Origin of the sequence: Blautia aquisgranensis (assembly GCF_040096615.1) — a bacterium.
GTDB lineage: Bacteria > Bacillota > Clostridia > Lachnospirales > Lachnospiraceae > Blautia_A > Blautia_A aquisgranensis.
Genome location: NZ_JBBMEJ010000005.1, coordinates 25,929 through 47,945 on the forward strand (window position 1 = coordinate 25,929; position 22,017 = coordinate 47,945).

The 22,017-nt window shown below is 46.2% G+C and carries 13 protein-coding genes and 3 tRNA genes; 15 read left to right on the plus strand and 1 reads right to left on the minus strand.

The window, feature by feature from the left end; translation table 11 throughout:
* Positions 1 to 4: 4 nt before the first annotated feature.
* The 11 genes from gltB to WMO28_RS05565 all read left to right on the plus strand — a co-directional run bounded on the left by gltB (position 5) and on the right by WMO28_RS05565 (position 14,838).
* Positions 5 to 4,549 carry a glutamate synthase large subunit gene (gene gltB, locus WMO28_RS05515; protein WP_178644378.1) on the plus strand — a complete coding sequence of 1,515 codons (4,545 nt, stop codon included), beginning with the start codon at positions 5 to 7 and terminating at the stop codon, positions 4,547 to 4,549.
* Between the two features lie 13 nt (positions 4,550 to 4,562).
* Positions 4,563 to 6,050, plus strand: coding sequence for a glutamate synthase small subunit (locus WMO28_RS05520; protein ID WP_178644376.1), 1,488 nt, complete (start codon positions 4,563 to 4,565; stop codon positions 6,048 to 6,050).
* 149 nt (positions 6,051 to 6,199) lie between these two features.
* Positions 6,200 to 7,522 (plus strand): type I glutamate--ammonia ligase, encoded by a 1,323-nt coding sequence (glnA, locus tag WMO28_RS05525; RefSeq protein WP_178644374.1) that lies wholly within the window; start codon positions 6,200 to 6,202, stop codon positions 7,520 to 7,522.
* 38 nt (positions 7,523 to 7,560) lie between these two features.
* Complete coding sequence (locus WMO28_RS05530; protein WP_349056307.1) at positions 7,561 to 8,115, plus strand: ANTAR domain-containing response regulator; 555 nt, start codon at positions 7,561 to 7,563, stop codon at positions 8,113 to 8,115.
* Positions 8,116 to 8,245: 130 nt separating this feature from the next.
* Positions 8,246 to 9,577 (plus strand): aspartate--tRNA(Asn) ligase, encoded by a 1,332-nt coding sequence (aspS, locus tag WMO28_RS05535; protein ID WP_349056308.1) that lies wholly within the window; start codon positions 8,246 to 8,248, stop codon positions 9,575 to 9,577.
* Positions 9,578 to 9,591: 14 nt separating this feature from the next.
* Positions 9,592 to 9,885 (plus strand): Asp-tRNA(Asn)/Glu-tRNA(Gln) amidotransferase subunit GatC, encoded by a 294-nt coding sequence (gatC, locus tag WMO28_RS05540; protein ID WP_178644368.1) that lies wholly within the window; start codon positions 9,592 to 9,594, stop codon positions 9,883 to 9,885.
* 15 nt (positions 9,886 to 9,900) lie between these two features.
* The gene (gene gatA, locus WMO28_RS05545; RefSeq protein WP_349056309.1) at positions 9,901 to 11,373 is read left to right on the plus strand and encodes an Asp-tRNA(Asn)/Glu-tRNA(Gln) amidotransferase subunit GatA; all 1,473 of its coding nucleotides are present in this window, start codon (positions 9,901 to 9,903) and stop codon (positions 11,371 to 11,373) included.
* Complete coding sequence (gene gatB, locus WMO28_RS05550; protein WP_349056310.1) at positions 11,370 to 12,809, plus strand: Asp-tRNA(Asn)/Glu-tRNA(Gln) amidotransferase subunit GatB; 1,440 nt, start codon at positions 11,370 to 11,372, stop codon at positions 12,807 to 12,809. The genes gatA and gatB overlap by 4 nt, the downstream gene beginning before the upstream one ends.
* Positions 12,810 to 12,815: 6 nt before the next feature.
* Positions 12,816 to 14,036 carry an LL-diaminopimelate aminotransferase gene (locus WMO28_RS05555; protein ID WP_349056311.1) on the plus strand — a complete coding sequence of 407 codons (1,221 nt, stop codon included), beginning with the start codon at positions 12,816 to 12,818 and terminating at the stop codon, positions 14,034 to 14,036.
* Positions 14,037 to 14,217: 181 nt separating this feature from the next.
* A complete protein-coding gene (locus WMO28_RS05560; RefSeq protein WP_349056312.1) occupies positions 14,218 to 14,544 on the plus strand; it encodes a cupin domain-containing protein in 327 nt (108 codons plus the stop codon).
* A gap of 209 nt (positions 14,545 to 14,753) precedes the next feature.
* Positions 14,754 to 14,838 (plus strand) — tRNA-Leu (locus tag WMO28_RS05565).
* A 144-nt stretch (positions 14,839 to 14,982) separates the two neighbouring features.
* Here the strand turns inward: WMO28_RS05565 and WMO28_RS05570 are convergent.
* On the minus strand, positions 14,983 to 18,483 hold the full coding sequence (locus WMO28_RS05570) for a fibronectin type III domain-containing protein (protein ID WP_349056313.1): 3,501 nt from the start codon (positions 18,481 to 18,483) through the stop codon (positions 14,983 to 14,985).
* 228 nt (positions 18,484 to 18,711) lie between these two features.
* On the opposite strand from WMO28_RS05570, the gene WMO28_RS05575 reads away from it, so the two are divergent.
* From WMO28_RS05575 to dnaG, 4 genes are all read left to right on the plus strand, one after another.
* Positions 18,712 to 18,796 (plus strand) — tRNA-Leu (locus WMO28_RS05575).
* 27 nt (positions 18,797 to 18,823) lie between these two features.
* Positions 18,824 to 18,908: transfer RNA gene (locus WMO28_RS05580), tRNA-Leu, on the plus strand.
* Between the two features lie 247 nt (positions 18,909 to 19,155).
* Positions 19,156 to 20,166, plus strand: a complete 1,011-nt coding sequence (locus WMO28_RS05585; RefSeq protein WP_349056314.1) for a deoxyguanosinetriphosphate triphosphohydrolase — start codon at positions 19,156 to 19,158, stop codon at positions 20,164 to 20,166.
* Between the two features lie 19 nt (positions 20,167 to 20,185).
* A complete protein-coding gene (gene dnaG / locus WMO28_RS05590) occupies positions 20,186 to 21,979 on the plus strand; it encodes a DNA primase (RefSeq protein WP_349056315.1) in 1,794 nt (597 codons plus the stop codon).
* Positions 21,980 to 22,017 lie beyond the last annotated feature (38 nt).

A 22,017-nucleotide genomic window follows, 5' to 3' on the forward strand; every position in this document is an offset into this window, starting at 1 on the left:
GAAAATGAAAGAAGTAGAAAATCAGCAGCAGGGCCTCTACCGCCCTGAATTCGAACATGATAACTGCGGTATCGGAGCCGTTGTCAATATAAAAGGAAAGAAAACCCATGACACCGTTGCCAATGCTCTTAAGATCGTAGAGAATCTGGAGCATCGTGCAGGTAAGGATGCAGAAGGAAAGACCGGCGATGGCGTCGGCATCCTTCTTCAGATCTCCCATAAATTTTTCAAAAAAGTCTGTAAGAAAGAGGGCTTTGACATCGGTGGTGAAAGAGAATACGGTGTGGCCCAGCTCTTTTTCCCGCAGCATGAGATCAAACGTGCCCAGGCAAAGAAGATGTTCGAGATCATCGTAGAAAAAGAAGGCCTTGAGCTTCTCGGATGGCGTACGGTACCGGTATTTCCGGAGGTGCTTGGACATAAGGCAAGAGAGTGCATGCCGTGCATCATGCAGGCTTTCATCAAGAAACCGGAGGATGTGGAAAAAGGTCTCCCGTTTGACCGTATGCTCTATATTGCCCGCCGTGAGTTTGAACAGAGTAATGATAATACCTATGTTGTTTCTATGAGCAGCCGTACTATTGTATACAAAGGTATGTTCCTGGTAGGACAGCTTCGTACTTTCTTCGGAGATCTGCAGAGCCCGGATTATGAATCTGCCATTGCAGTGGTACATTCCCGTTTCAGTACCAACACAAATCCGAGCTGGGAGAGAGCACATCCGAACCGTTTTATCGTGCACAATGGTGAGATCAACACCATCCGCGGAAATGCAGATAAGATGCTTGCACGTGAGGAAAATATGGATTCTCCGTATCTTAAGGATGAGCTTCATAAAGTCCTTCCTGTTGTCAACCGCAACGGTTCTGACTCCGCAATGCTGGATAACACGCTGGAATTCCTGGTAATGAGTGGTATGGATCTTCCCCTTGCAGTGATGATCACCATTCCTGAACCATGGGCAAATAATGATACGATCTCTCAGGAAAAGAGAGACTTTTATCAGTATTATGCAACCATGATGGAGCCATGGGACGGACCTGCGTCCATTCTGTTTTCAGATGGTGATGTGATGGGTGCGGTTCTTGACAGAAACGGTCTTCGTCCATCCAGATACTATATTACTTCTGACGGTTACATGATCCTTTCCTCCGAGGTTGGTGTTCTTCCGGTAGATGAGGAAAAGATCGTATTAAAAGAGCGTCTTCATCCTGGAAAAATGCTTCTGGTAGATACCGTTCAGGGACGCGTGATCGATGACAATGAACTGAAAGAAAAATATGCGAAAAAACAGCCATACGGCGAGTGGCTTGACAGCAACCTGGTACAGCTTCGCGACATCAAGATTCCCAATGAGCGTGTGATCGAGTACACACCGGAGGAGAGAGCCCGTCTGCAGAAAGCATTCGGCTATACATACGAGCAGTATCGTACCTCCATCCGTAACATGGCATTAAACGGTGCAGAGAGCATTGGAGCCATGGGTCATGATACGCCGCTTGCTGTATTTTCCAAGCAGCATTATCCGTTGTTCGACTACTTCAAACAGCTTTTTGCACAGGTTACCAACCCACCTATTGATGCCATCCGTGAGGAAATCGTTACTTCCACCAGCGTATATGTAGGTAAGGACGGAAACCTTCTGGTTCAGACTCCGGAGAACTGTCAGGTATTAAAGATCAACAATCCGATCCTGACCAATACGGATATGATGAAGATCAAGAGCATGAAAAAAGACGGCTTCAAGGTTGTGACGATCTCTACTTTATATTACAAGAGCACAAAGCTTGAGCGTGCTATTGACCGTCTGTTCGTAGAGGTTGACAAGGCATTTCGTGAAGGTGCCAATATCCTTGTTCTTTCTGACCGTGGCGTGGATGAAAACCATATGCCGATCCCGTCACTGCTGGCGGTTTCCGCAGTACATCAGCATCTTGTAAAGACGAAAAAGAGTACATCTCTTGCTCTGATCCTGGAGTCCGGTGAGCCGAGAGAGGTGCATCATTTTGCCACACTTCTTGGTTATGGTGCAAGTGCAGTCAACCCGTATCTGGCACTAGATACGATCCATGAGCTGATCGATACCCATATGCTGGACAAGGATTACTATGCAGCAGTGGATGATTATAACCATGCGGTGATCAGCGGAATCGTAAAGATCGCTTCCAAGATGGGTATTTCCACGATCCAGTCCTATCAGGGATCTCAGATCTTTGAGGCTATCGGAATCTCCCAGGATGTGATCGACCGTTACTTTACAGGAACTGTAAGCCGCGTAGGCGGAATCACTCTGGAGGATATCGAGGATAACGTAGAGAAGCTTCATTCCGAGGCTTTTGACCCGCTTGGACTTGCAACAGATTTGACACTGGACAGCGTAGGTGCCCATAAGATGAGAAGCCAGGGTGAGGAACACAGATATAATCCGCGTACCATCCATCTTCTCCAGCAGTCCACAAAACAGGGCAGCTATGAGATGTTCAAGGAATACACCAAACTGGTAGACGAAGAAGGACATGGAAACTTAAGAGGTCTTCTGGACTTTAAGTTTGCAAAAGAACCGCTTCCCATCGATCAGGTGGAAAGCGTAGATGAGATCGTAAAACGTTTTAAGACAGGTGCCATGTCCTATGGATCTATTTCACAGGAGGCACATGAGACACTGGCGATCGCCATGAATCATCTCCACGGAAAATCCAACACTGGTGAGGGCGGTGAGAGCGATGAGCGTCTGGATTCCGCAGGAACAGACAATGACCGCTGCTCTGCGATCAAACAGGTTGCCAGCGGACGTTTTGGTGTTACCAGCCGCTATCTGGTATCTGCAAGAGAGATCCAGATCAAAATGGCACAGGGCGCGAAACCTGGAGAAGGTGGACATCTTCCGGCAAAGAAGGTTTATCCATGGATCGCAAAAACCCGTCATTCCACACCTGGTGTCAGCCTGATCTCTCCTCCGCCACATCATGATATCTACTCCATTGAGGACCTGGCAGAGCTGATCTATGACCTGAAAAACGCAAATAAATATGCAGATATTTCCGTAAAGCTTGTTTCCGAGGCCGGTGTTGGTACAGTTGCAGCCGGTGTTGCAAAAGCAGGAGCACAGACAGTCCTGATCTCCGGATATGACGGAGGTACCGGTGCGGCACCAAGAAGCTCCATCCACAATGCAGGACTTCCGTGGGAGCTTGGTCTTGCAGAGACACACCAGACACTGATTATGAACGGACTTCGTAACCGTGTACGTATCGAGACAGACGGTAAGCTGATGAGCGGCCGTGACGTTGCCATTGCAGCACTTCTCGGTGCAGAGGAATTCGGTTTTGCAACAGCGCCGCTTGTAACGATGGGCTGCGTGATGATGCGTGTGTGCAACCTGGATACCTGCCCGGTAGGTGTTGCCACACAGAATCCGGAGCTTCGTAAAAGATTCCGCGGTAAACCGGAATACGTAGAAAACTTTATGCGCTTTATCGCACAGGAACTGAGAGAGTACATGGCACGTCTTGGCGTGGCAACTATTGATGAGATGGTTGGCCGTACAGATCTTCTTACTGTTTCTGGCGATGTACAGGAGCCGCATAAGGGCAAGGTTGACTTAAGCGCGATTCTGAATAACCCGTATGCAGGAAAAGGAAAAGTAACCTTTGATCCGAAGGCTGTATACAACTTCAATCTGGACAAAACACTGGACGAAAAGGTTCTTGTGAAAAAATGTGCACCTGCGATCCAGAAAGGTGAGAAGGTTTCTGTTGATGTAAAAGTCAGCAATACAGACCGTGCTTTCGGTACGATTCTTGGTTCTGAGATCACAAGAAACCATAAAGATGGTCTTGCAGAGGATACGGTAACTGTAAACTGTACAGGCGCAGGCGGACAGAGCTTCGGTGCATTTATCCCGAAGGGACTGACACTGAAACTGACCGGTGACAGCAATGATTACTTCGGAAAGGGACTTTCCGGTGGTAAGCTGATCGTCAGGGTTCCGGAAAAAGCTGCATATAAGGCAGAGGAGAATATTATTGTAGGAAACGTAGCTCTTTACGGAGCAACCAGCGGAACCGCATTTATCAACGGTGTTGCAGGTGAGCGTTTTGCAGTACGTAACTCCGGTGCAGTGGCTGTTGTAGAGGGCGTCGGCGAGCATGGATGTGAGTACATGACCGGTGGACGTGTGGTAGTTCTCGGAAAGACCGGAAAGAACTTTGCAGCAGGTATGAGCGGCGGTATCGCATATGTTCTGGATGTGGACAATGTTCTTTACAAGAATCTGAATAAGGCAATAATTTCCATTGAAAAGGTGGAGAATAAATATGATAAAAAAGAGCTTCGTGATCTTATCGAAGCTCATGTGGAAGCAACAGGCTCCGAGATCGGTAAGAAGGTGCTGGCTGATTTTGATTCCTATCTGCCTCACTTCAAAAAACTCATTCCGGATGAGTACAAGAGAATGATCACATTAAGTGCCAAGCTTGAGGAAAAAGGTCTGACAAGCCAGCAGGCACAGATGGAAGCATTCTATGAGAGCATCGGTGTGAAACATTAAGGAGGATGAGGAAATGGGAAAGCCAACGGGATTTTTAGATTATGAGAGAGAGACGGCAAAGGTTCTGCCGCCAAAGGAACGTATACAGAATTTCAACGAGTTTCGTATTCCGTTAAATAAAGAAAAACAGAAACTCCAGGGAGCGCGCTGCATGGCCTGCGGCGTTCCCTTCTGTCAGGCAGGCATGATGATCGGAGGAATGGCTTCCGGCTGTCCGCTGCACAATCTGGTTCCTGAGACCAATGATCTTGTGTATACAGGAAACTGGAAACAGGCCTTCTTACGTCTGAATAAGACACACAGTTTTCCGGAATTCACCTCCAGAGTGTGTCCGGCACTGTGCGAGGCTGCCTGTACCTGTAACCTGAACGGGGAACCGGTCAGCACAAAGGAAAATGAAAAAGCGATCATCGAGACAGCCTATGCCAACGGCTGGGTAAAACCTCAGATTCCACCAGTCCGTACAGGAAAGACAATCGCAGTCATCGGAAGCGGACCTTCCGGACTGGCAGCAGCACAGCAGCTGAACCGCCGCGGACACAGCGTAACCGTATTTGAGAGAAATGACCGGATCGGAGGACTTCTCCGTTATGGTATCCCGAATATGAAGCTTGAGAAAAAAGTCATCGACCGCAGACTGAAGCTGATGGAAGAGGAAGGCGTGAGGTTTGTTACCAATATCAATGTAGGCGTGGATATCACAGCAGAACAGATTCTGAAGGATTTTGACCGTGTACTTCTCTGTTGTGGTGCTTCTCACCCGCGAGACATCAAGGTTCCGGGAAGAGATGCGAAGGGAATCTATTTTGCAGTAGATTTCCTGAAGCAGGTAACAAAGAGCCTTCTGGATTCTGATTTTGCGAAGTTTCCTTATGAGCTTGCCAAAGGCAAAAACGTTCTGGTCATTGGCGGCGGTGACACAGGAAACGACTGTGTGGGAACTTCTATCCGTCTTGGTGCCAAATCTGTGACACAGCTTGAGATGATGCCAAAGCCGCCGGAAACAAGAACACCATCCAATCCGTGGCCGGAGTGGCCGAAAGTTCTGAAAACAGACTATGGCCAGGAAGAGGCGATCGCAGTATTCGGACATGACCCGCGTGTTTACCAGACAACCGTTACCGAGTTTATCAAAGACAAAAAAGGAAATGTATGTAAGGCCAAGATCGTGAAACTGAAAGGCGTGAAAGATGAAAAGACCGGAAGATTCAATATGGTTCCGATCGAGGGCAGCGAGGAAGTGATTCCGGCAGATCTGGTTCTGATCGCGGCAGGATTCCTTGGAAGTGAAAAATATGTAACCGATGCATTCCACGTAAATATCACGGGAAGAACCAACGTGGAGACAAAACCGGATGAATATGCAACAAGTGTGGACCGCGTATTTACAGCCGGTGATATGCACAGGGGACAATCTCTTGTAGTATGGGCGATCCATGAGGGACGTGAAGCTGCAAAAGCAGTGGATGAGTCACTGATGAGCTATTCTTACTTACAGTAAAAAACTGTTGACAAAGAATTAGCCGGTTGCTATAATTACGTCCATGAACAAGGGTGTTCTTCAGGAGCGGAAGCTCTCTGAAGTGCACCCTTTTTCTGATTTTACGGGTAATTATTTTTGTGTGATGAGGAAATAAAGGAGAGAATACTATGGGGAATTATACCAGAGAAGAGATTCTTGCAATGGCAGAGGAGGAAGACGTAGAGTTCATCCGCCTCCAGTTTACAGATATGTTTGGAACTCTGAAAAATATTGCGATCACAGCAAGAGAGCTTCCAAGAGCCCTGGATAACCAGTGTGTTGTATATGGCTCTCATATTGCGGGCATTGTGGGAGAAAAGGAGCCGGATTTGATCCTGTATCCGGATTACGATACTTTTTCGATTCTCCCATGGCGTCCTCAGCAGGGAAAGGTCGCAAGACTGATCTGCGATATGCGCCGTGCAGATGGATCTGAGCATGAGATGAGCTCAAGATATATTCTGAAAAAAACAGCGCAGGCAGCAGAAAAGGCAGGTTATACCTGCTATGTTGATCCAGAATGTGAGTTTTTCTTGTTTCATATTGATGACAACGGAATGCCTACAACGGTTTCTCACGAAAAAGCCGGATACCTGGATGTAAGTCCGGTGGACTTAGGCGAAAATGCAAGACGTGATATGGTACTGACTCTTGAGGATATGGGATTTGAGGTGGAATCCTCTCATCATGAGACAGCACCTGCACAGCATGAGATCGCCCTTCATTACGGAGAAGCACGTAAGATGGCAGACGAAGTTATAACCTTTAAGATGGCAGTGAGAACTGTAGCCAAACGTCATGGACTTCATGCGACATTTATGCCGAAGCCAAGACGGGAAGTAAACGGTTCAGCCATGCATATCCATTTTTCGCTGTTTAAAAATGGAAAAAATATTTTCGTGGATCCGGAGGATCCGTCCAGATTAAGTGAAGAGGCATACTATTTTATCGGAGGCCTTCTGGCTCACAGCCGTGAGATGACTCTGATCACCAATCCGCTTGTAAATTCCTATAAGCGTCTTGTGCCTGGATTTGATGCGCCTACAGAACTGACCTGGACGAGAAATAACCAGAATTCACTGGTAAGGATCCCGAGAGTCAATGGTGCAGATACCAGGATCGAGCTTCGAAGCCCGGATGCTGCATCCAACCCATACCTTGTTTTTGCGGTATGCCTGGCAGCGGGCCTGGATGGAATCCAGAAGAAGATCTATCCTACAAAAGCTTCTGACCGTTCTCTTTCCGAGTCGGATCAGAAGGAACAGGGTATCGAGAATTTACCGGAGAACTTACGGGAAGCGATCACACTGTTTGAAGAAAGTGACTGGATGAAGGAAATCCTTGGAGAAGCCTTCTGCAAACAATATGCGCAGGCCAAAAGAAAAGAGTGGCTGCGTTATTCCCAGGAGATTTCAGACTGGGAGATCGAGGAGTATCTGTATCGGATCTGATGAACGAGGCATAATAGGGCGAAAGAGAGTGGCGGCTTATGAACACGAGTATCGTGATTGCATTACCGAAAATAGAAGATGCAAAAAAGATCCGCACAGTCCTTAACAGATATGGATTCACGGTAGCGGCGGTATGCAATTCGGGTGCAAATGCCCTTGCCAGTATCTCGGAGCTTGATGGCGGCGTTCTGCTTTGCGGTTATCATCTTCAGGATATGTACTACCGTGATCTTCTGGACTATATGCCGGATTATTTTGAAATGCTGCTTATGGCCTCCCGGGGAGTGATCAGTGAGGCGCCAACATCCATTTTATGTGTGGGAATGCCTCTGAAGGCCGGAGATCTGGTAAATACGGTGAGCATGATGCTTTCCCAGATAGAAAGGCGCTGGAAAAAAGATAAGAAAAAGCCGAAGCAGCGTTCATGGAAAGAACAGAATTATATTTCAAATGCAAAGATGCTTTTAATGGAAAGAAATCACCTGAGCGAGGATGACGCATACCGCTATATCCAGAAATGCAGTATGGATTCCGGGACCAATATGGTGGAGACAGCCCAGATGGTTCTGATGCTTTTATATGATTCTGTGTAAAAAACAACAAAAAACAGCAGAGCGGACAGGAATGATCTGTTCTGAATGACTGATATCACACCGGATCGGGGAAAAGTCCGCAGAGGATTTCCTGATTCGGTGAAACTACTTTGAATTGGAGGATGAGGGAATGGAATTTATGGATGGAATCTGTAAGACTAGAGAATGTGCCTGGGATGTGCTTCTTTCCGAGAGCATGAAAGACCAGGAAGCGACAGTGGAAGGTGCAATACACAGCATCCGTAATATGGGTGACGTGGCATTTGTGATACTTCGAAAAAAAGAAGGGCTTTTTCAGACAGTATATGAGAACGACAAGACAAATGTTTCCATTCATGATCTGAAGGAGGCGATGTGTGTGCGCCTCACAGGAACTCTTCATGAGGAAGAAAGAGCGCCTCACGGAAGAGAGCTCCGCATCAGCCATGTGGAGATCCTTTCCTCACCGGCAGAGCCTCTTCCTCTTGCTATTGATAAATGGAAACTGAATACTTCCCTGGAAGCCAAGCTGAACTATCGTCCGATCGCACTTCGAAATATCCAGGAGCGCGCGAAATTCAAGATCCAGGAAGCAATCGTAAGGGCGTTTCGTGATTATCTTTACAAGAACGGATTTACCGAGATCCACACACCGAAGATCGGAGCCAGAGGCGCAGAGGGCGGCGCGAATCTGTTCAAGCTGAGCTATTTCCACAAACCGGCAGTTCTGGCACAGAGCCCGCAGTTTTACAAACAGATGATGGTGGGAGTTTTTGACCGTGTATTTGAGACCGGTCCTGTATTCCGTGCAGAGAAGCATAACACCAAACGTCATTTAAATGAATATACAAGCCTTGATTTTGAGATGGGCTATATCAACGGATTTGAGGATATCATGGAAATGGAGACAGGATTTCTCCAGTATGCGGTAGAGCTTCTTAAAAAAGACTACGCACATGAGCTTTCTATCCTGAAGGTAGAGCTTCCTAAGGTAGACAAGATCCCGGCAGTACGCTTTGACAAGGCAAAAGAGCTGGTTGCTGAGAAATATAACAGAAAGATCCGTAACCCATATGATCTGGAGCCGGAGGAAGAGTCTCTGATCGGAAGATATTTTAAAGAAGAGTATGATGCAGATTTTGTATTTGTCACACATTATCCTTCCAAGAAGCGTCCGTTCTATGCAATGGATGATCCGGCTGATGAGAAATTTACATTAAGCTTTGACCTTCTGTTCAAGGGACTTGAAATCACCACAGGCGGTCAGCGTATCCATGACTATCAGATGCTGAAGGACAAGATCGCAGCCCGTGGCATGGACGAGGAAGGTATGGAGCAGTATCTGGATACCTTCAAACACGGAATGCCGCCTCACGGTGGACTGGGAATCGGTCTGGAGCGTCTTACCATGCAGATCTTAGGGGAAGAAAACGTTCGTGAGACCTGTCTGTTCCCACGTGATATGAACAGACTTGAGCCGTAATAAGGAGAAAAAAGATGGCAAAGATAATTGATGATGAAACAATGGAAAATGTCTGCATTCTGGCCAAGCTTTCTCTGACAGAGGATGAAAAGGAAAAAGCAAAAGAAGATATGCAGAAGATGCTGGATTATGTAGATAAATTAGATGAGCTTGATACTTCCTCCGTGGAACCGATGTCTCATATCTTTCAGGATGAGAATGTGTTCCGTGAGGATGTTGTGACAAACGGAGACAACAGCGAGGCAATGCTTGCCAATGCACCGAAGCAGAAAGAAAATCAGTATCAGGTTCCGAAAACAATTGGATAAGACAGGAGACAGGACATGGATTTGGGAAAATTAACCGCATTACAGCTTGCGGAAAAGATCAAACAGCATCAGATAAGCGTCCTGGACGGTGTAAAATACGTATTTGATCAGATCGAGGCAAAAGAGGACAAAGTCCACGCTTATCTTGATACCTATAAAAAAGAAGCATATGCAAGAGCAAAGGAAGTGCAGAAGGGAATCGAGGACGGAACCTATAGAGGACCGCTTGCCGGTGTACCGATCGCGATCAAGGATAATATCTGCATCAAGGGAAAAACAACCACCTGTGCATCAAAGATCCTTGAAAATTTTGTTCCGCAGTACAATGCCGAGGTCATTGACCGCCTGGAAAAAGCAGGTCTTGTGATCATCGGAAAAACAAACATGGATGAGTTTGCCATGGGAAGTACCACAGAAACTTCGGCCTATGGAGTGACCAGAAACCCGTGGGATCTGGAGCATGTTCCGGGTGGCTCCTCCGGCGGCTCCTGTGCAGCAGTGGCAGCAGGAGAAACGTATCTGGCACTTGGTTCTGATACAGGCGGTTCTATCCGTCAGCCAAGTTCCTACTGTGGTGTGACCGGAATCAAGCCGACTTATGGAACCGTATCCCGTTACGGACTGGTTGCCTATGCGTCATCTCTGGACCAGATCGGACCGGTGGGAAAAGACGTTGCAGACTGTGCAGCACTCCTTGAGGTGATCGCAGGACATGATGAAAAAGACAGTACATCCATGAAGAGAGAGGATCTTGATTTCTCTTCTTCTATGACAGATAAGATCGTGGGAATGAAATTCGGCGTGCCTAAAGAATATCTTTCCGAGGGACTGAACTCTGAGGTAAAAGAGGCGTTTATGAATACCCTGAAAAGCCTTACCGAGATGGGCGCAGTGGTAGAATTTTTCTCCATGAAGACAACCGAATATATGATTCCTGCTTACTATATTATCGCCAGTGCAGAGGCCAGCTCCAACCTGGAGCGTTTCGATGGCGTGAAGTACGGTTTCCGTGCAAAAGAGTACGAGGGACTTCACGACATGTACAAAAAGACAAGAACCGAAGGCTTCGGTGAAGAGGTAAAACGTCGTATCATGCTTGGTTCTTTCGTATTGAGTTCCGGTTACTATGATGCTTATTATCTGAAAGCACTTCGTACAAAAGCACTGATTAAAAAAGAATTTGACGAGGCATTTTCCAAATATGATGTTCTTCTTGCTCCGGCATCTCCGTTCACGGCACCAAAACTTGGAGAAAGTCTGAAAGATCCTCTTGCCATGTACCTTGGAGATATCTATACCGTGGCAGTAAACCTGTGTGGACTTCCGGGAATCACAGTTCCATGCGGAAAGGACGCTGCCGGACTTCCAATCGGAATCCAGATGATCGGGGACTGCTTCAAAGAAAACAATCTGTTCCGCGCAGCTCACGCATATGAGAAAAAACGTGGCGATTTCGGAATGGCAATGGAAAGGGGAGAAAAGGCATGAAACAGTACGAGACAGTCATAGGACTTGAGGTACATGTGGAGCTTGCCACAAAAACAAAGATCTTCTGCGGATGCTCCACAGAGTTTGGCGGCGCGCCGAACACCCATACATGCCCGGTCTGCACCGGTATGCCGGGATCTCTTCCGGTCCTGAACAAAAAAGTTGTAGAGTTTGCCATCAAAGCAGGCCTTGCGGCAAACTGCCATATTCATCAGTACTGCAAGTTTGACCGTAAGAACTATTTTTACCCGGATAACCCCCAGAACTACCAGATCTCTCAGCTGTATCTGCCGATCTGCTATGACGGAGCTGTTGAGATCGAAACCTCCGCAGGAAAGAAAACCGTGCGTATCCATGAAATGCACATGGAGGAGGATGCAGGTAAGCTGATCCATGATGAGTGGGAGGACTGCTCCCTGGTTGACTACAATCGAAGCGGAGTACCGCTGATCGAGATCGTATCCGAGCCGGATATGAGAAGTTCTGAGGAGGTTATCGCATACCTGGAAAAACTTCGCTGTACTATGCAATATCTGGGAGTTTCGGACTGCAAACTTCAGGAAGGCTCCATGCGTGCCGATGTCAACCTTTCTGTACGCAAGGTAGGAAGTGATACTTTCGGAACAAGAACTGAGATGAAGAACCTGAACTCCTTCAAGGCGATCGCAAGAGCCATTGAGGGTGAGAGAGAACGTCAGATCGAGCTTCTGGAGGAAGGCAGAGCTGTTGTTCAGGAAACCAGAAGATGGGATGACAATAAGGAATCTTCTCATGCCATGCGTTCAAAAGAGGATGCCAAGGATTACCGTTACTTCCCGGATCCGGATCTTCCGCCGATCCACATTTCCGATGCATGGATCGAAGAGCTTCGTGCATCCATTCCGGAGCTTCGTGAAGCTAAGATGGAGAGATACCAGAAGGAATATGAGCTTCCGGCTTATGATGCAGGAATCCTTACAGAATCCAGACACCTGGCAGGACTTTTTGAGGAGACAGCCGTTCTTCTTGGAAACCCGAAAAAGGTGGCGAACTGGTTCATGGTAGAGGTTCTCCGTCTGACAAAGGACACAGGCCTGGATCCGGAAAAAGTAAACTTCACACCGAAGCATCTGGCAGATCTTCTTTCCATGGTGGAGAAAAAAGAAGTCAGCGCCCAGAATGCAAAAAAGGTTTTTGAAAAAGTATTTGACGAGGACATTGATCCGGTTGTATATATAGAAGAAAAGGGTCTTAAGATCGTAGAAGACACAGGCCTTCTCACCGAAACTGTGAAAAAGATCGTAGACGCAAACCCCGGACCGCTGGCAGAGCTTCTGGGAGGCAAGGACAAGGTTATGGGATTCTTCGTAGGACAGCTGATGAGAGAGCTGAAAGGTAAGGCAAATCCTGACAGCGTCAGAAAAGCACTGGCAGAGGAAATTGAGAGAAGGAGATAAATACCTATGGTTACAGTAAATAAGAATTATTTAAAACTTCCGGGAAGCTATCTGTTTTCCAATATCGCGAAGAAGGTTAAAGCATATAAGGAGGCCAATCCGGAATTTAAGGATTCCGTGATCAGTCTTGGAATCGGTGATGTGACACAGCCCCTTGCACCGGCGATCATCGATGCCCTTCATAAATCTGTAGACGAGATGGCACACGCAGAAACCTTCCACGGATATGCTCCGGATCTCGGATATGAGTTCTTAAGAAATGCCATTGCAAAAAATGATTATCAGTCCAGAGGCTGCGACATCAGCGCAGACGAGATCTTTGTTTCCGATGGAGCAAAAAGTGATTCCGGAAACATCCAGGAGATCTTCGGACTGGATAACAAGGTTGCAGTTTGCGACCCGGTTTATCCTGTATATGTAGACACTAATGTTATGGCAGGTCGTACCGGTGAGTACAACAAAGAGCGTGAGAATTTTGATGGTGTGATCTATATGCCATGCAAAGAGGAGAACGGATTCCTTCCGGAGATCCCGGGTGAGGTACCGGATCTTATCTATCTCTGCTTCCCGAACAACCCGACCGGTGGTGCCATCACAAAAGAGGCTCTGCAGGCATGGGTCGATTACGCGAACAAAAACGGCTGTGTGATCATTTATGACGCAGCATACGAAGCATATATCTCAGAGGAGGATGTTCCACACAGTATTTATGAGTGTGAAGGTGCAAGAACCTGCGCCATTGAGCTTAGAAGCTTTTCCAAGAATGCCGGATTTACAGGTGTTCGTCTTGGATTTACCGTAGTTCCGAAGGAACTGGTACGTGACGGTGTAGAGCTTCACAGCCTTTGGGCAAGACGCCACGGAACCAAATTCAACGGTGCTCCGTACATCGTGCAGAGAGCAGGTGAGGCAGTATATTCTCCAGAGGGAAAAGCACAGCTGAAGGAGCAGGTTGCTTATTATATGCGTAACGCGAAAACGATCCTGGATGGACTTTCCGCAGCAGGCTTCTCTGTATCCGGTGGAAAAAATGCGCCATATATCTGGCTGAAAACTCCGGATAAGATGACTTCCTGGGAATTCTTTGATTACCTCCTTGAGAAAGCACATATCGTAGGTACTCCTGGTTCAGGCTTCGGTGCACAGGGCGAGGGATACTTCCGTCTGACCGCATTCGGAAGCTATGAGAACACCCTTGAGGCAATTGAAAGAATTAAAAATCTGTAAAAATAAAAAAGCGGGGCAGATCTCTGAAAGATCAGCCTCGCTTTTTGAGTAAATTATGGAAAACAGTAATGAGGATTGCGAAAATTTATCATATCGTTTATAATTGTACAGGAAGCGAACGCCGGATCATAAAAAACAGCGTTCATAAAAATTCACGCAATTACGAAAGGGGAATTTTATCATGGGTATTAGAAGAGTAGAAAACATGTGTGGCGGTAAAGGTCATGTAATTATCAAAGACATTCTTGAGGGAGACGAGCTGAAAGGCAAATGCGGACTGTATTCCCAGGTTACCATTGAGAAGGGTTGTTCCCTTGGATACCATGAGCATCATGGCGAGACAGAGACTTATTATATTTTAAGCGGACAGGGCGAGTACGATGATAACGGTGTGAAACGCCCGGTAAAAGCCGGTGACATCACCATTACACCGGACGGGAAAGGACACGGACTTGCAAATACAGGAGAAACAGATCTTGTATTTATGGCACTGATCATTTTTGACTGATCATTAATTTCATAGTCTGAAATAACAGGATATAAAGAGCTGTCTGTATGAGGATACAGATGGCTCTTTTTGAACGAAAAATTCAAATTGTATAAATAAAAAATATTTTTTGATTTTTTTAGAAAAAAGTGTTGACATATGCAGTATGCTTTGCTATACTATCACTTGTCGCGAGGGAGAAAATAAAAAATCCCAATGAAATGCGATATGCGGAAGTGTCGGAACTGGCAGACGAGCAAGACTAAGGATCTTGTGAGCATTGCGCTCGTGTGGGTTCAAGTCCCATCTTCCGCATTTTTTTATTTGCGAAGAACTGTGAGAGGTCACGGTTCTTTTTTTGTACCATAAAATTAAAAGTAAATGTAAAAAAGCTACATCACAGAACCAGAAGATAAATGGACCGGTCTGTGATGCAGCTTTTCTATTAACTGATATTGCTTATTTTACTTTGACAGAAGAAGTTTTGCTCCAGGTGGAGTAATAATTTTTCTTGCTGACGGTTTTGTATGTACGGATGCGGATGTAGTATTTCTTGCCGCGGGTCAGTTTTTTCAGTACTGTAGATTTGGAACTGCTTTTTACGGTGACAGTTTTGGCACCCTTGAAGTTGCTTGAGGTACTGCACTGAATCTGGTAAGCCGTAATGGATGTTACCGGTTTCCAGGATACGCTTGCCTGGCTCTTTGCAGTGGACTTCAGAGAAATACTGCCGGTGTTCAGAGGGCGTACTGTGATTGTGAGCTTCGCAGATGCGGACTTATAATTTTTGCCTTGTGCTGCAGTAACTGTGACAGTAGCTTTTCCCGGGCTTAACGGAATGATGCTGGTACCGGAAATCTTCACGATCTTGCTGTTGGAAGATTTTAAGGTGATCTTTCCGTCCGTTTTTTTGCTTTTGATGACTGCTGTTTTGCTGGTGCTCTGATTCAGCGTAAGAGTAGCTGCCTTTACCGTGAGTGTAGCTTTTGCGCGGGCAATCTGGAAGGTGGCTGTTTTTTTGCCTGTATAGTTTCCGGTACCTGCGACGGTAACGGTTGCAGTACCTGCATTTACATTGTTTTTGTAGGAAACCGTATAGTCAGTACCGGAAGACAGTTTCTTTCCGTTTGAGGTCACTGTGATATTTGGTTTCTTTTCGGTTCCATCGTAAGTAAAAGAGGATGCGGAAAGCTGAACTGTACACTTGTTGAGAGCATTTGCCGTGATCTTAAATGTTTTGGTGAGCGTTCCGGAGTAATTGCCCTTGCCTGTGATAGTAACGGAAGCGGTGCCTGCATTCACATTGTTGCGATAGGACAGAGTATAATGAGTGCCTTCTGTTAAAGTATTGCCGTTACACTTTACGGTTACAGCAGGTTTTTTTGCTGTGCCATCATAGATCAGCGTTTCATCAGAAAGTGAGACATCGCAGTTACTGATATTGCCATAGCTGATATAAAAGGTAGTGGTAAAATATCCGCGGTAATTTCCGATACCTGTGATACCTGCGCGTGCTCTTCCGGGGGCTGTGTTGTATTTATATTCTACAGTGAAATCTTTGCCCTCGACCAGGGTATTGCCTTCGTTGACGATGGTTACCTTTGGCTCTGCCGGTTTACCGTCATAGATGCAGGTGCTTGGCGTAAGGGTGCAGGTAGTGTTGGTGGTAAGGATGGACATAGTCTTGATCGTATATTTTCTCGTTACACTGCCGGTATATTTACCAATTCCGGTGAAGGTCATGGTAAAAGTACCTGCGTTGATCGTGTCTCCGCTGACTGTAACCGTATAGTCTGTATCCTTTTGCAGAGTAAGACCGGAACGGTATATATGTACATCTGGGGTTTTGTCTGTACCGTTATAATATCCGACATACTCATTAGAAAAAGTGAATACATCTTCACTTAACATATCCACATATAATTCAGAGGTGAATACAGCATCCGGATTATATTTGGACTGAATAGTAAGCGTGGCTTTGCCGGGCTTTTGTGGGGTGATGACAGCAGCGCCGCCAGTGGTCTGGTTTACAGAAACAACATTTTCATCTGAACTGGAAATGATACAGTCAGACAGAAAATCGCTATCATTGGGGTAATCACCGGAAAACCAGCTCAGGCGGGTGATCGTATAGCTGAGTCCCATATTCAGAAAATCGCTTTTTTCCAGAGTCCGGTAACTGGAACCGGAAGGAGTGATACGGGCAGTGACCTTTGAAGGAACGACAGCTTTGGAAGAAATGCCGCAGACACGACAGGTCTTGTCAATCTGATAGTTTTCTATAGTCGTGCCATATACATATTTGTGCCCGTTCTCGATTCGCACAGCATTGTTGGAAGAAAGATCGGACAGATTGATCTCATAAAAAGTATTGTGGCTGTTTTTCCATGTGTACCAGATCAGTTTTCCATTAATAATAGAAGGAACGCAGTCGGAAAGATTTCCGGCCATCTTGTAAGTAGAGCCGACCTGCTGACCAGTTCCGTCGATCGCGGTATAGTAAACGTAGCCGTTACTGGACCAGAGAAGTACGAAGCTGTTGTTGCCGGTTTTTACCAGATGTGGTGTGGAAGCACTGTCAGAAGTGCCGGCATAATTGGAAAAATAGCGTACAACAGGAGTGCCTCCGGATTTGGATACAGAGGAAATAAATACATTTCTGGAGTTATTGTCCGCATCATAGTTTCCGGCAGCCAGGTAGGAACTGTCAGAATATTCAAATGCACCCAGAGATGCGCCTGTATAGTTGTTTCCTGTAGATCCGGGGAACGTCATAAGGTCGATTTCTTTACATGGAGTTGAAAAATAATTAGGAACAAAGGAACCATTGCTGATGTCTGTTACATATTGAAGAACTGCAATGGCACGAGGATAAGCGTCGCCATGATCGCAGCCCAGAAGAGTTCCGTTGTCAATCTGAATAAACTGGTTAAAGGAATGACTGACATAGCCCAGATTTGTATTACTGACACCGGTAAAACTATCCACAATGGACATTTTGGAAGTATCCACGGAGAAGGTTACATTGGCCTGATGTCCGTTGTACATTTCGTGGCAGGTACGAACGAACAAATATTTTCCGTAGGATGTTATACGCGCAGAGCCTGCATCAAAGGGGTAAGTGGTATTTGCGCCAAAAAGACCGCAGGAGCCCTGGGATTTCCAGTCTTTGGAATATCTGCTTACCCGATAGACTTCTTTGGTATCGTCTTTTTCAGTGTTGTTTGCACCGGTGAGGATATAATAGCTGTCACCAGTTTCGTAAAAAGCACCGAATACAGGCAGTGAGAGATCAAGTGTCATGGTTTTCTTAAGATTGTATCCGGAATCGTAGTATTCAATCAGAAGTTTACCATCAATGGCATCGTTCTGAACGCGCATAAGGTAACCATCCGGACTTGTTGTGAGATAAGATTCCACAGGAGAGGACCAGTTGGTATAATTCTGATTTTCGAGATTGCTGCCTTCGTAGATCGTGCAGGTGGTGGATACGGAGTCAGATATCGGAATATCTGCTTCTACAACAGAGTTTCTTTTTGCCATGCGGGCTTCTGCAGAATTATCCAGAATGCCAGCCTGTACCCCTTCTTCTCCGGATGAAAAAACATCGTTTTCATCAGAATCAGAAAAAGTTTCTTCTTCATCGCCGGTACTGAAATTGTCTTCCACAGAAGCGGCATCAGGGCTGTCAGCTGTGTCGGCGGGTTCAGAAGCTTCCGGTGTCTGGAAAAGATCCTCGGCCGGTTCTTCCGGCGTATCTGTACTGTCGGAGTCAGGAGTTTCTTCAGAAGAGATATCTTCAGAGATATCTTCAGAGATATCAGAAGGTGTCTCTGCGACTGTGCTTTCATCCGCAGAAAATGCTTCCGCAGAAAAATCAGCTGCACTTACAGGGACAGAAGTGCCCAGCATACATGCAGAAAGAAAAATCGACAGTACTTGTGCTTTTTTGTTTTTCATATGTGCCTCCTTTTAGTATGTTTTTGAGCATAAACCCAATTATATTTTACTACAAAGAAATAAAATTTGCTCGAATATTGTTGGAAAAAGAAGAAAAGAGGGAGAACAAACGGAAAAAATCACAAATTCAGAAAAAAACAAAAAAAGTGTTGACATATGAGAATCGCTTTGCTATACTATCACTTGTCGCGAGGGAGAAAATAAAAAATCCCAAGGAAATGCGGTCATGCGGAAGTGTCGGAACTGGCAGACGAGCAAGACTAAGGATCTTGTGAGCATTGCGCTCGTGTGGGTTCAAGTCCCATCTTCCGCATTGGAAATTTCCAATGAAATGCGATATGCGGAAGTGTCGGAACTGGCAGACGAGCAAGACTAAGGATCTTGTGAGCATTGCGCTCGTGTGGGTTCAAGTCCCATCTTCCGCATGACTTTGAGGCAGAGCTGTGAATCGCAGCTCTGTTTTTGACTATACGAAATTATTTTACATTTGATTTTGCGCCCGTTTCATATATAATATGAGAATTTTGGACATCTTCAGGTCGGATTGGACCATAAAACCAATATTTTTTGAATTTTTTTTTGAGAAAAGAGGAATTTGCGGTTTTGTGTAGAATATAATTAACAGAGGGTATTTTTATCGCCGTTGTTTGTCAGACTGTGGAGGAAGTGCTTATGAATATCAGAGAGAGCATGGAACAGAGAGAACGGGAGCTTTTGAGCCCTTTTGCTTCGCATAGTGCAGATACGAGAGGACGGGACAGACCGGAAGAGGAATGCGATGTGCGGACTGCGTATCAGAGAGACAGAGACCGGATCCTTCATTGTAAGGCATTTCGCCGTATGAAGGATAAGACACAGGTGTTTCTGGCACCCCAGGGGGATCATTACCGGACCAGGCTGACACACACGCTTGAGGTATCGCAGATCGCCCGGACCATTGCCAAGGCACTTCGCCTGAATGAGGATCTTGTGGAAGCGATTGCATTGGGACATGATCTGGGACATACACCTTTCGGACATGCCGGTGAGAGAGCACTTGACCAGATACATCCGGGAGGCTTTGCCCACTATAAACAGAGCGTCCGGGTTGTGGAGGTACTGGAGAAAAATGGAAACGGGCTGAATCTTACATGGGAAGTGAGAGATGGAATCAGGAATCACCGAACCAGCGGGAATCCAACCACGCTGGAAGGACAGGTTGTACGTTTTTCGGATAAGATCGCTTATATCCATCATGATATGGATGATGCTCAGCGTGCAGGAATCATAACTGAGGATGATATTCCGATCACCATGCGGACCTTTCTGGGCTATACCACGAGAGAACGACTGAATACCTTCGTACATAATATTATAGAGAACAGTATGGATAAGGACAGCATCTCCATGTCGCCGGATGTTTTTGAGGCGATGATGGAACTTCGGGCACTGATGTTCCGGAATGTTTATGAGAATCCGGTTGCCAAGAAGGAAGAGGATAAAGCAGCCAAGATGCTGACTAAGCTGTACGAATATTATATAGAACACCCGGATGCCATGTCACGGGAATACCGGGAGCTGACAGAATACCGGGGTGTTTCAAAAGGACAGGCTGTGTGTGATTATATTTCAGGAATGACGGATCAGTATTCCATGGAGAAATTCCGGGAGATATACATACCGAAGGCTTGGGAGATATATTAAACAGAAAAGAGGGATAAGTATGCGCTATTCAGATGACATCATAGAAGAAGTCCGGATGAAAAATGACATTGTAGACGTAATATCCCAGTATGTGAAACTGACCAGGAAGGGAAGCTCCTATTTTGGACTGTGCCCTTTCCATAACGAAAAAACTCCCTCCTTTTCCGTGACGCCATCCAAGCAGATGTATTACTGCTTTGGCTGCGGCGCAGGAGGAAACGTATACAATTTTATCATGGAATATGAGAACTATTCCTTTGGAGAGGCACTTTCCCACCTGGCGGACCGGGCTGGGGTAGAGCTTCCGAAGATCGAATATTCCAGGGAAGCAAGAGAAAAAGCAGAGCAGAGGGCAACGCTTCTGGAGATCAATAAACTGGCTGCACAGTATTTTTATTATCAGTTGCGGCGTGAGAGCGGAAAAACAGCGTATGGGTATCTTACAGGCAGGGGACTTTCGGACGAGACCATCCGCAAGTTTGGACTGGGCTATTCGGATAAATACAGTGATGATCTGTATAAATATCTGAAAAGCAAGGGCTACAGCGATGAGCTTCTCAGGGAATCCGGGCTGTTTAATGTGGATGAACGGCGGGGAATGTACGACAAGTTCTGGAATCGTGTGATCTTTCCCATCATGGATGTAAATAACCGTGTGATCGGATTTGGTGGCCGTGTTATGGGAGATGGCAAGCCGAAATATCTAAACTCTCCGGAGACGAAGATCTTTGATAAGAGTCGGAACCTGTATGGCCTGAATGTTGCGCGTACCACAAGAAAAAACTATCTCATTCTCTGTGAGGGCTATATGGATGTGATTGCCATGCATCAGGCAGGTTTTACCAATGCGGTAGCTTCTCTTGGAACGGCGCTGACTTCCGGTCATGCAAGTCTTGTGAAACGCTACACGAAAGAAGTACTTCTTCTTTATGACAGTGACGGTGCAGGAATCCGGGCAGCACTCCGGGCAATCCCGATTTTGCGCGAAGCAGGAGTGACTTCAAGAGTTGTAAGCCTGAAGCCCTGGAAGGATCCGGATGAGTTTATCAAGAACGAAGGGGCAGAAGCCTTTGAGGAACGGCTGGAACATGCCATGGATAGTTTTATGTTCCGTGTGCACATTGCGGAACAGGATTTTTCCATGGAAACCCCTCAGGGGCAGAATCAGTTTTTTGAGCGGTGTGCCGAGATGCTTCTGGAGCTTTCTGATGAACTGGAAAGGAATCTTTATATAGAAGCAATCGTAAAAGAATACGGTCGGCTTGGTGTGGGAACTGAGGATATCCGCAAGCGAGTCAATATGCTGGCCATGAAAGGAACACCGGCCGAGAAGCGTGTTCAGCCGAAATCCGGCACGCCGGAGACGAAGAAGAAGGAATCCGCAGCAGATAAGGCACAGAAGCTGATGCTCACCTGGCTGGTGAACTATCCTGGGATTTTTAATGAGGTGGAGAAATATATCTCACCGTCAGATTTTGTAGTGCCATTGTATAAACAGGTGGCACAGATGTTGTTTGATCAGCATAAAGAAGGAGAGACCAATCCGGGAAAACTTCTCAATGCGTTTACAGACAGCGAAGATCAGAGAGAAGTGGCATCACTTTTTAACGCTACCATTCATCTGGAAAATGAGGGAGAGCAGCAGAGAGCTTTTTCCGATGCGCTTCTTCGTATCAAGGAGGAAAGCCTCAAAGAAAAGAACCGTACCTGGGATCCGTCGGATATGGCGGGACTCCAGGAACTGATAAAGGCCAAAAAAGAACTGGAAGACCTTGGAAGAAAGCGGCAGCAGCTGCATATTTCTTTCAATTAAGGATAAAATATAAACACTATATGGAGGTATAGAGCACC

Bases quoted from the DNA above. Each gene is read 5' to 3' on its own strand.
- WMO28_RS05585 (WP_349056314.1), top strand. From the start codon at position 19,156: ATGAATATCAGAGAGAGCATGGAACAGAGAGAACGGGAGCTTTTGAGC.
- dnaG (WP_349056315.1), top strand. From the start codon at position 20,186: ATGCGCTATTCAGATGACATCATAGAAGAAGTCCGGATGAAAAATGAC.
- gatC (WP_178644368.1), top strand. From the start codon at position 9,592: ATGGCAAAGATAATTGATGATGAAACAATGGAAAATGTCTGCATTCTG.
- WMO28_RS05555 (WP_349056311.1), top strand. From the start codon at position 12,816: ATGGTTACAGTAAATAAGAATTATTTAAAACTTCCGGGAAGCTATCTG.
- WMO28_RS05520 (WP_178644376.1), top strand. From the start codon at position 4,563: ATGGGAAAGCCAACGGGATTTTTAGATTATGAGAGAGAGACGGCAAAG.
- glnA (WP_178644374.1), top strand. From the start codon at position 6,200: ATGGGGAATTATACCAGAGAAGAGATTCTTGCAATGGCAGAGGAGGAA.
- WMO28_RS05530 (WP_349056307.1), top strand. From the start codon at position 7,561: ATGAACACGAGTATCGTGATTGCATTACCGAAAATAGAAGATGCAAAA.
- WMO28_RS05560 (WP_349056312.1), top strand. From the start codon at position 14,218: ATGGGTATTAGAAGAGTAGAAAACATGTGTGGCGGTAAAGGTCATGTA.
- gatB (WP_349056310.1), top strand. From the start codon at position 11,370: ATGAAACAGTACGAGACAGTCATAGGACTTGAGGTACATGTGGAGCTT.
- gatA (WP_349056309.1), top strand. From the start codon at position 9,901: ATGGATTTGGGAAAATTAACCGCATTACAGCTTGCGGAAAAGATCAAA.
- aspS (WP_349056308.1), top strand. From the start codon at position 8,246: ATGGAATTTATGGATGGAATCTGTAAGACTAGAGAATGTGCCTGGGAT.
- WMO28_RS05570 (WP_349056313.1), bottom strand. From the start codon at position 18,483: ATGAAAAACAAAAAAGCACAAGTACTGTCGATTTTTCTTTCTGCATGT.
- gltB (WP_178644378.1), top strand. From the start codon at position 5: ATGAAAGAAGTAGAAAATCAGCAGCAGGGCCTCTACCGCCCTGAATTC.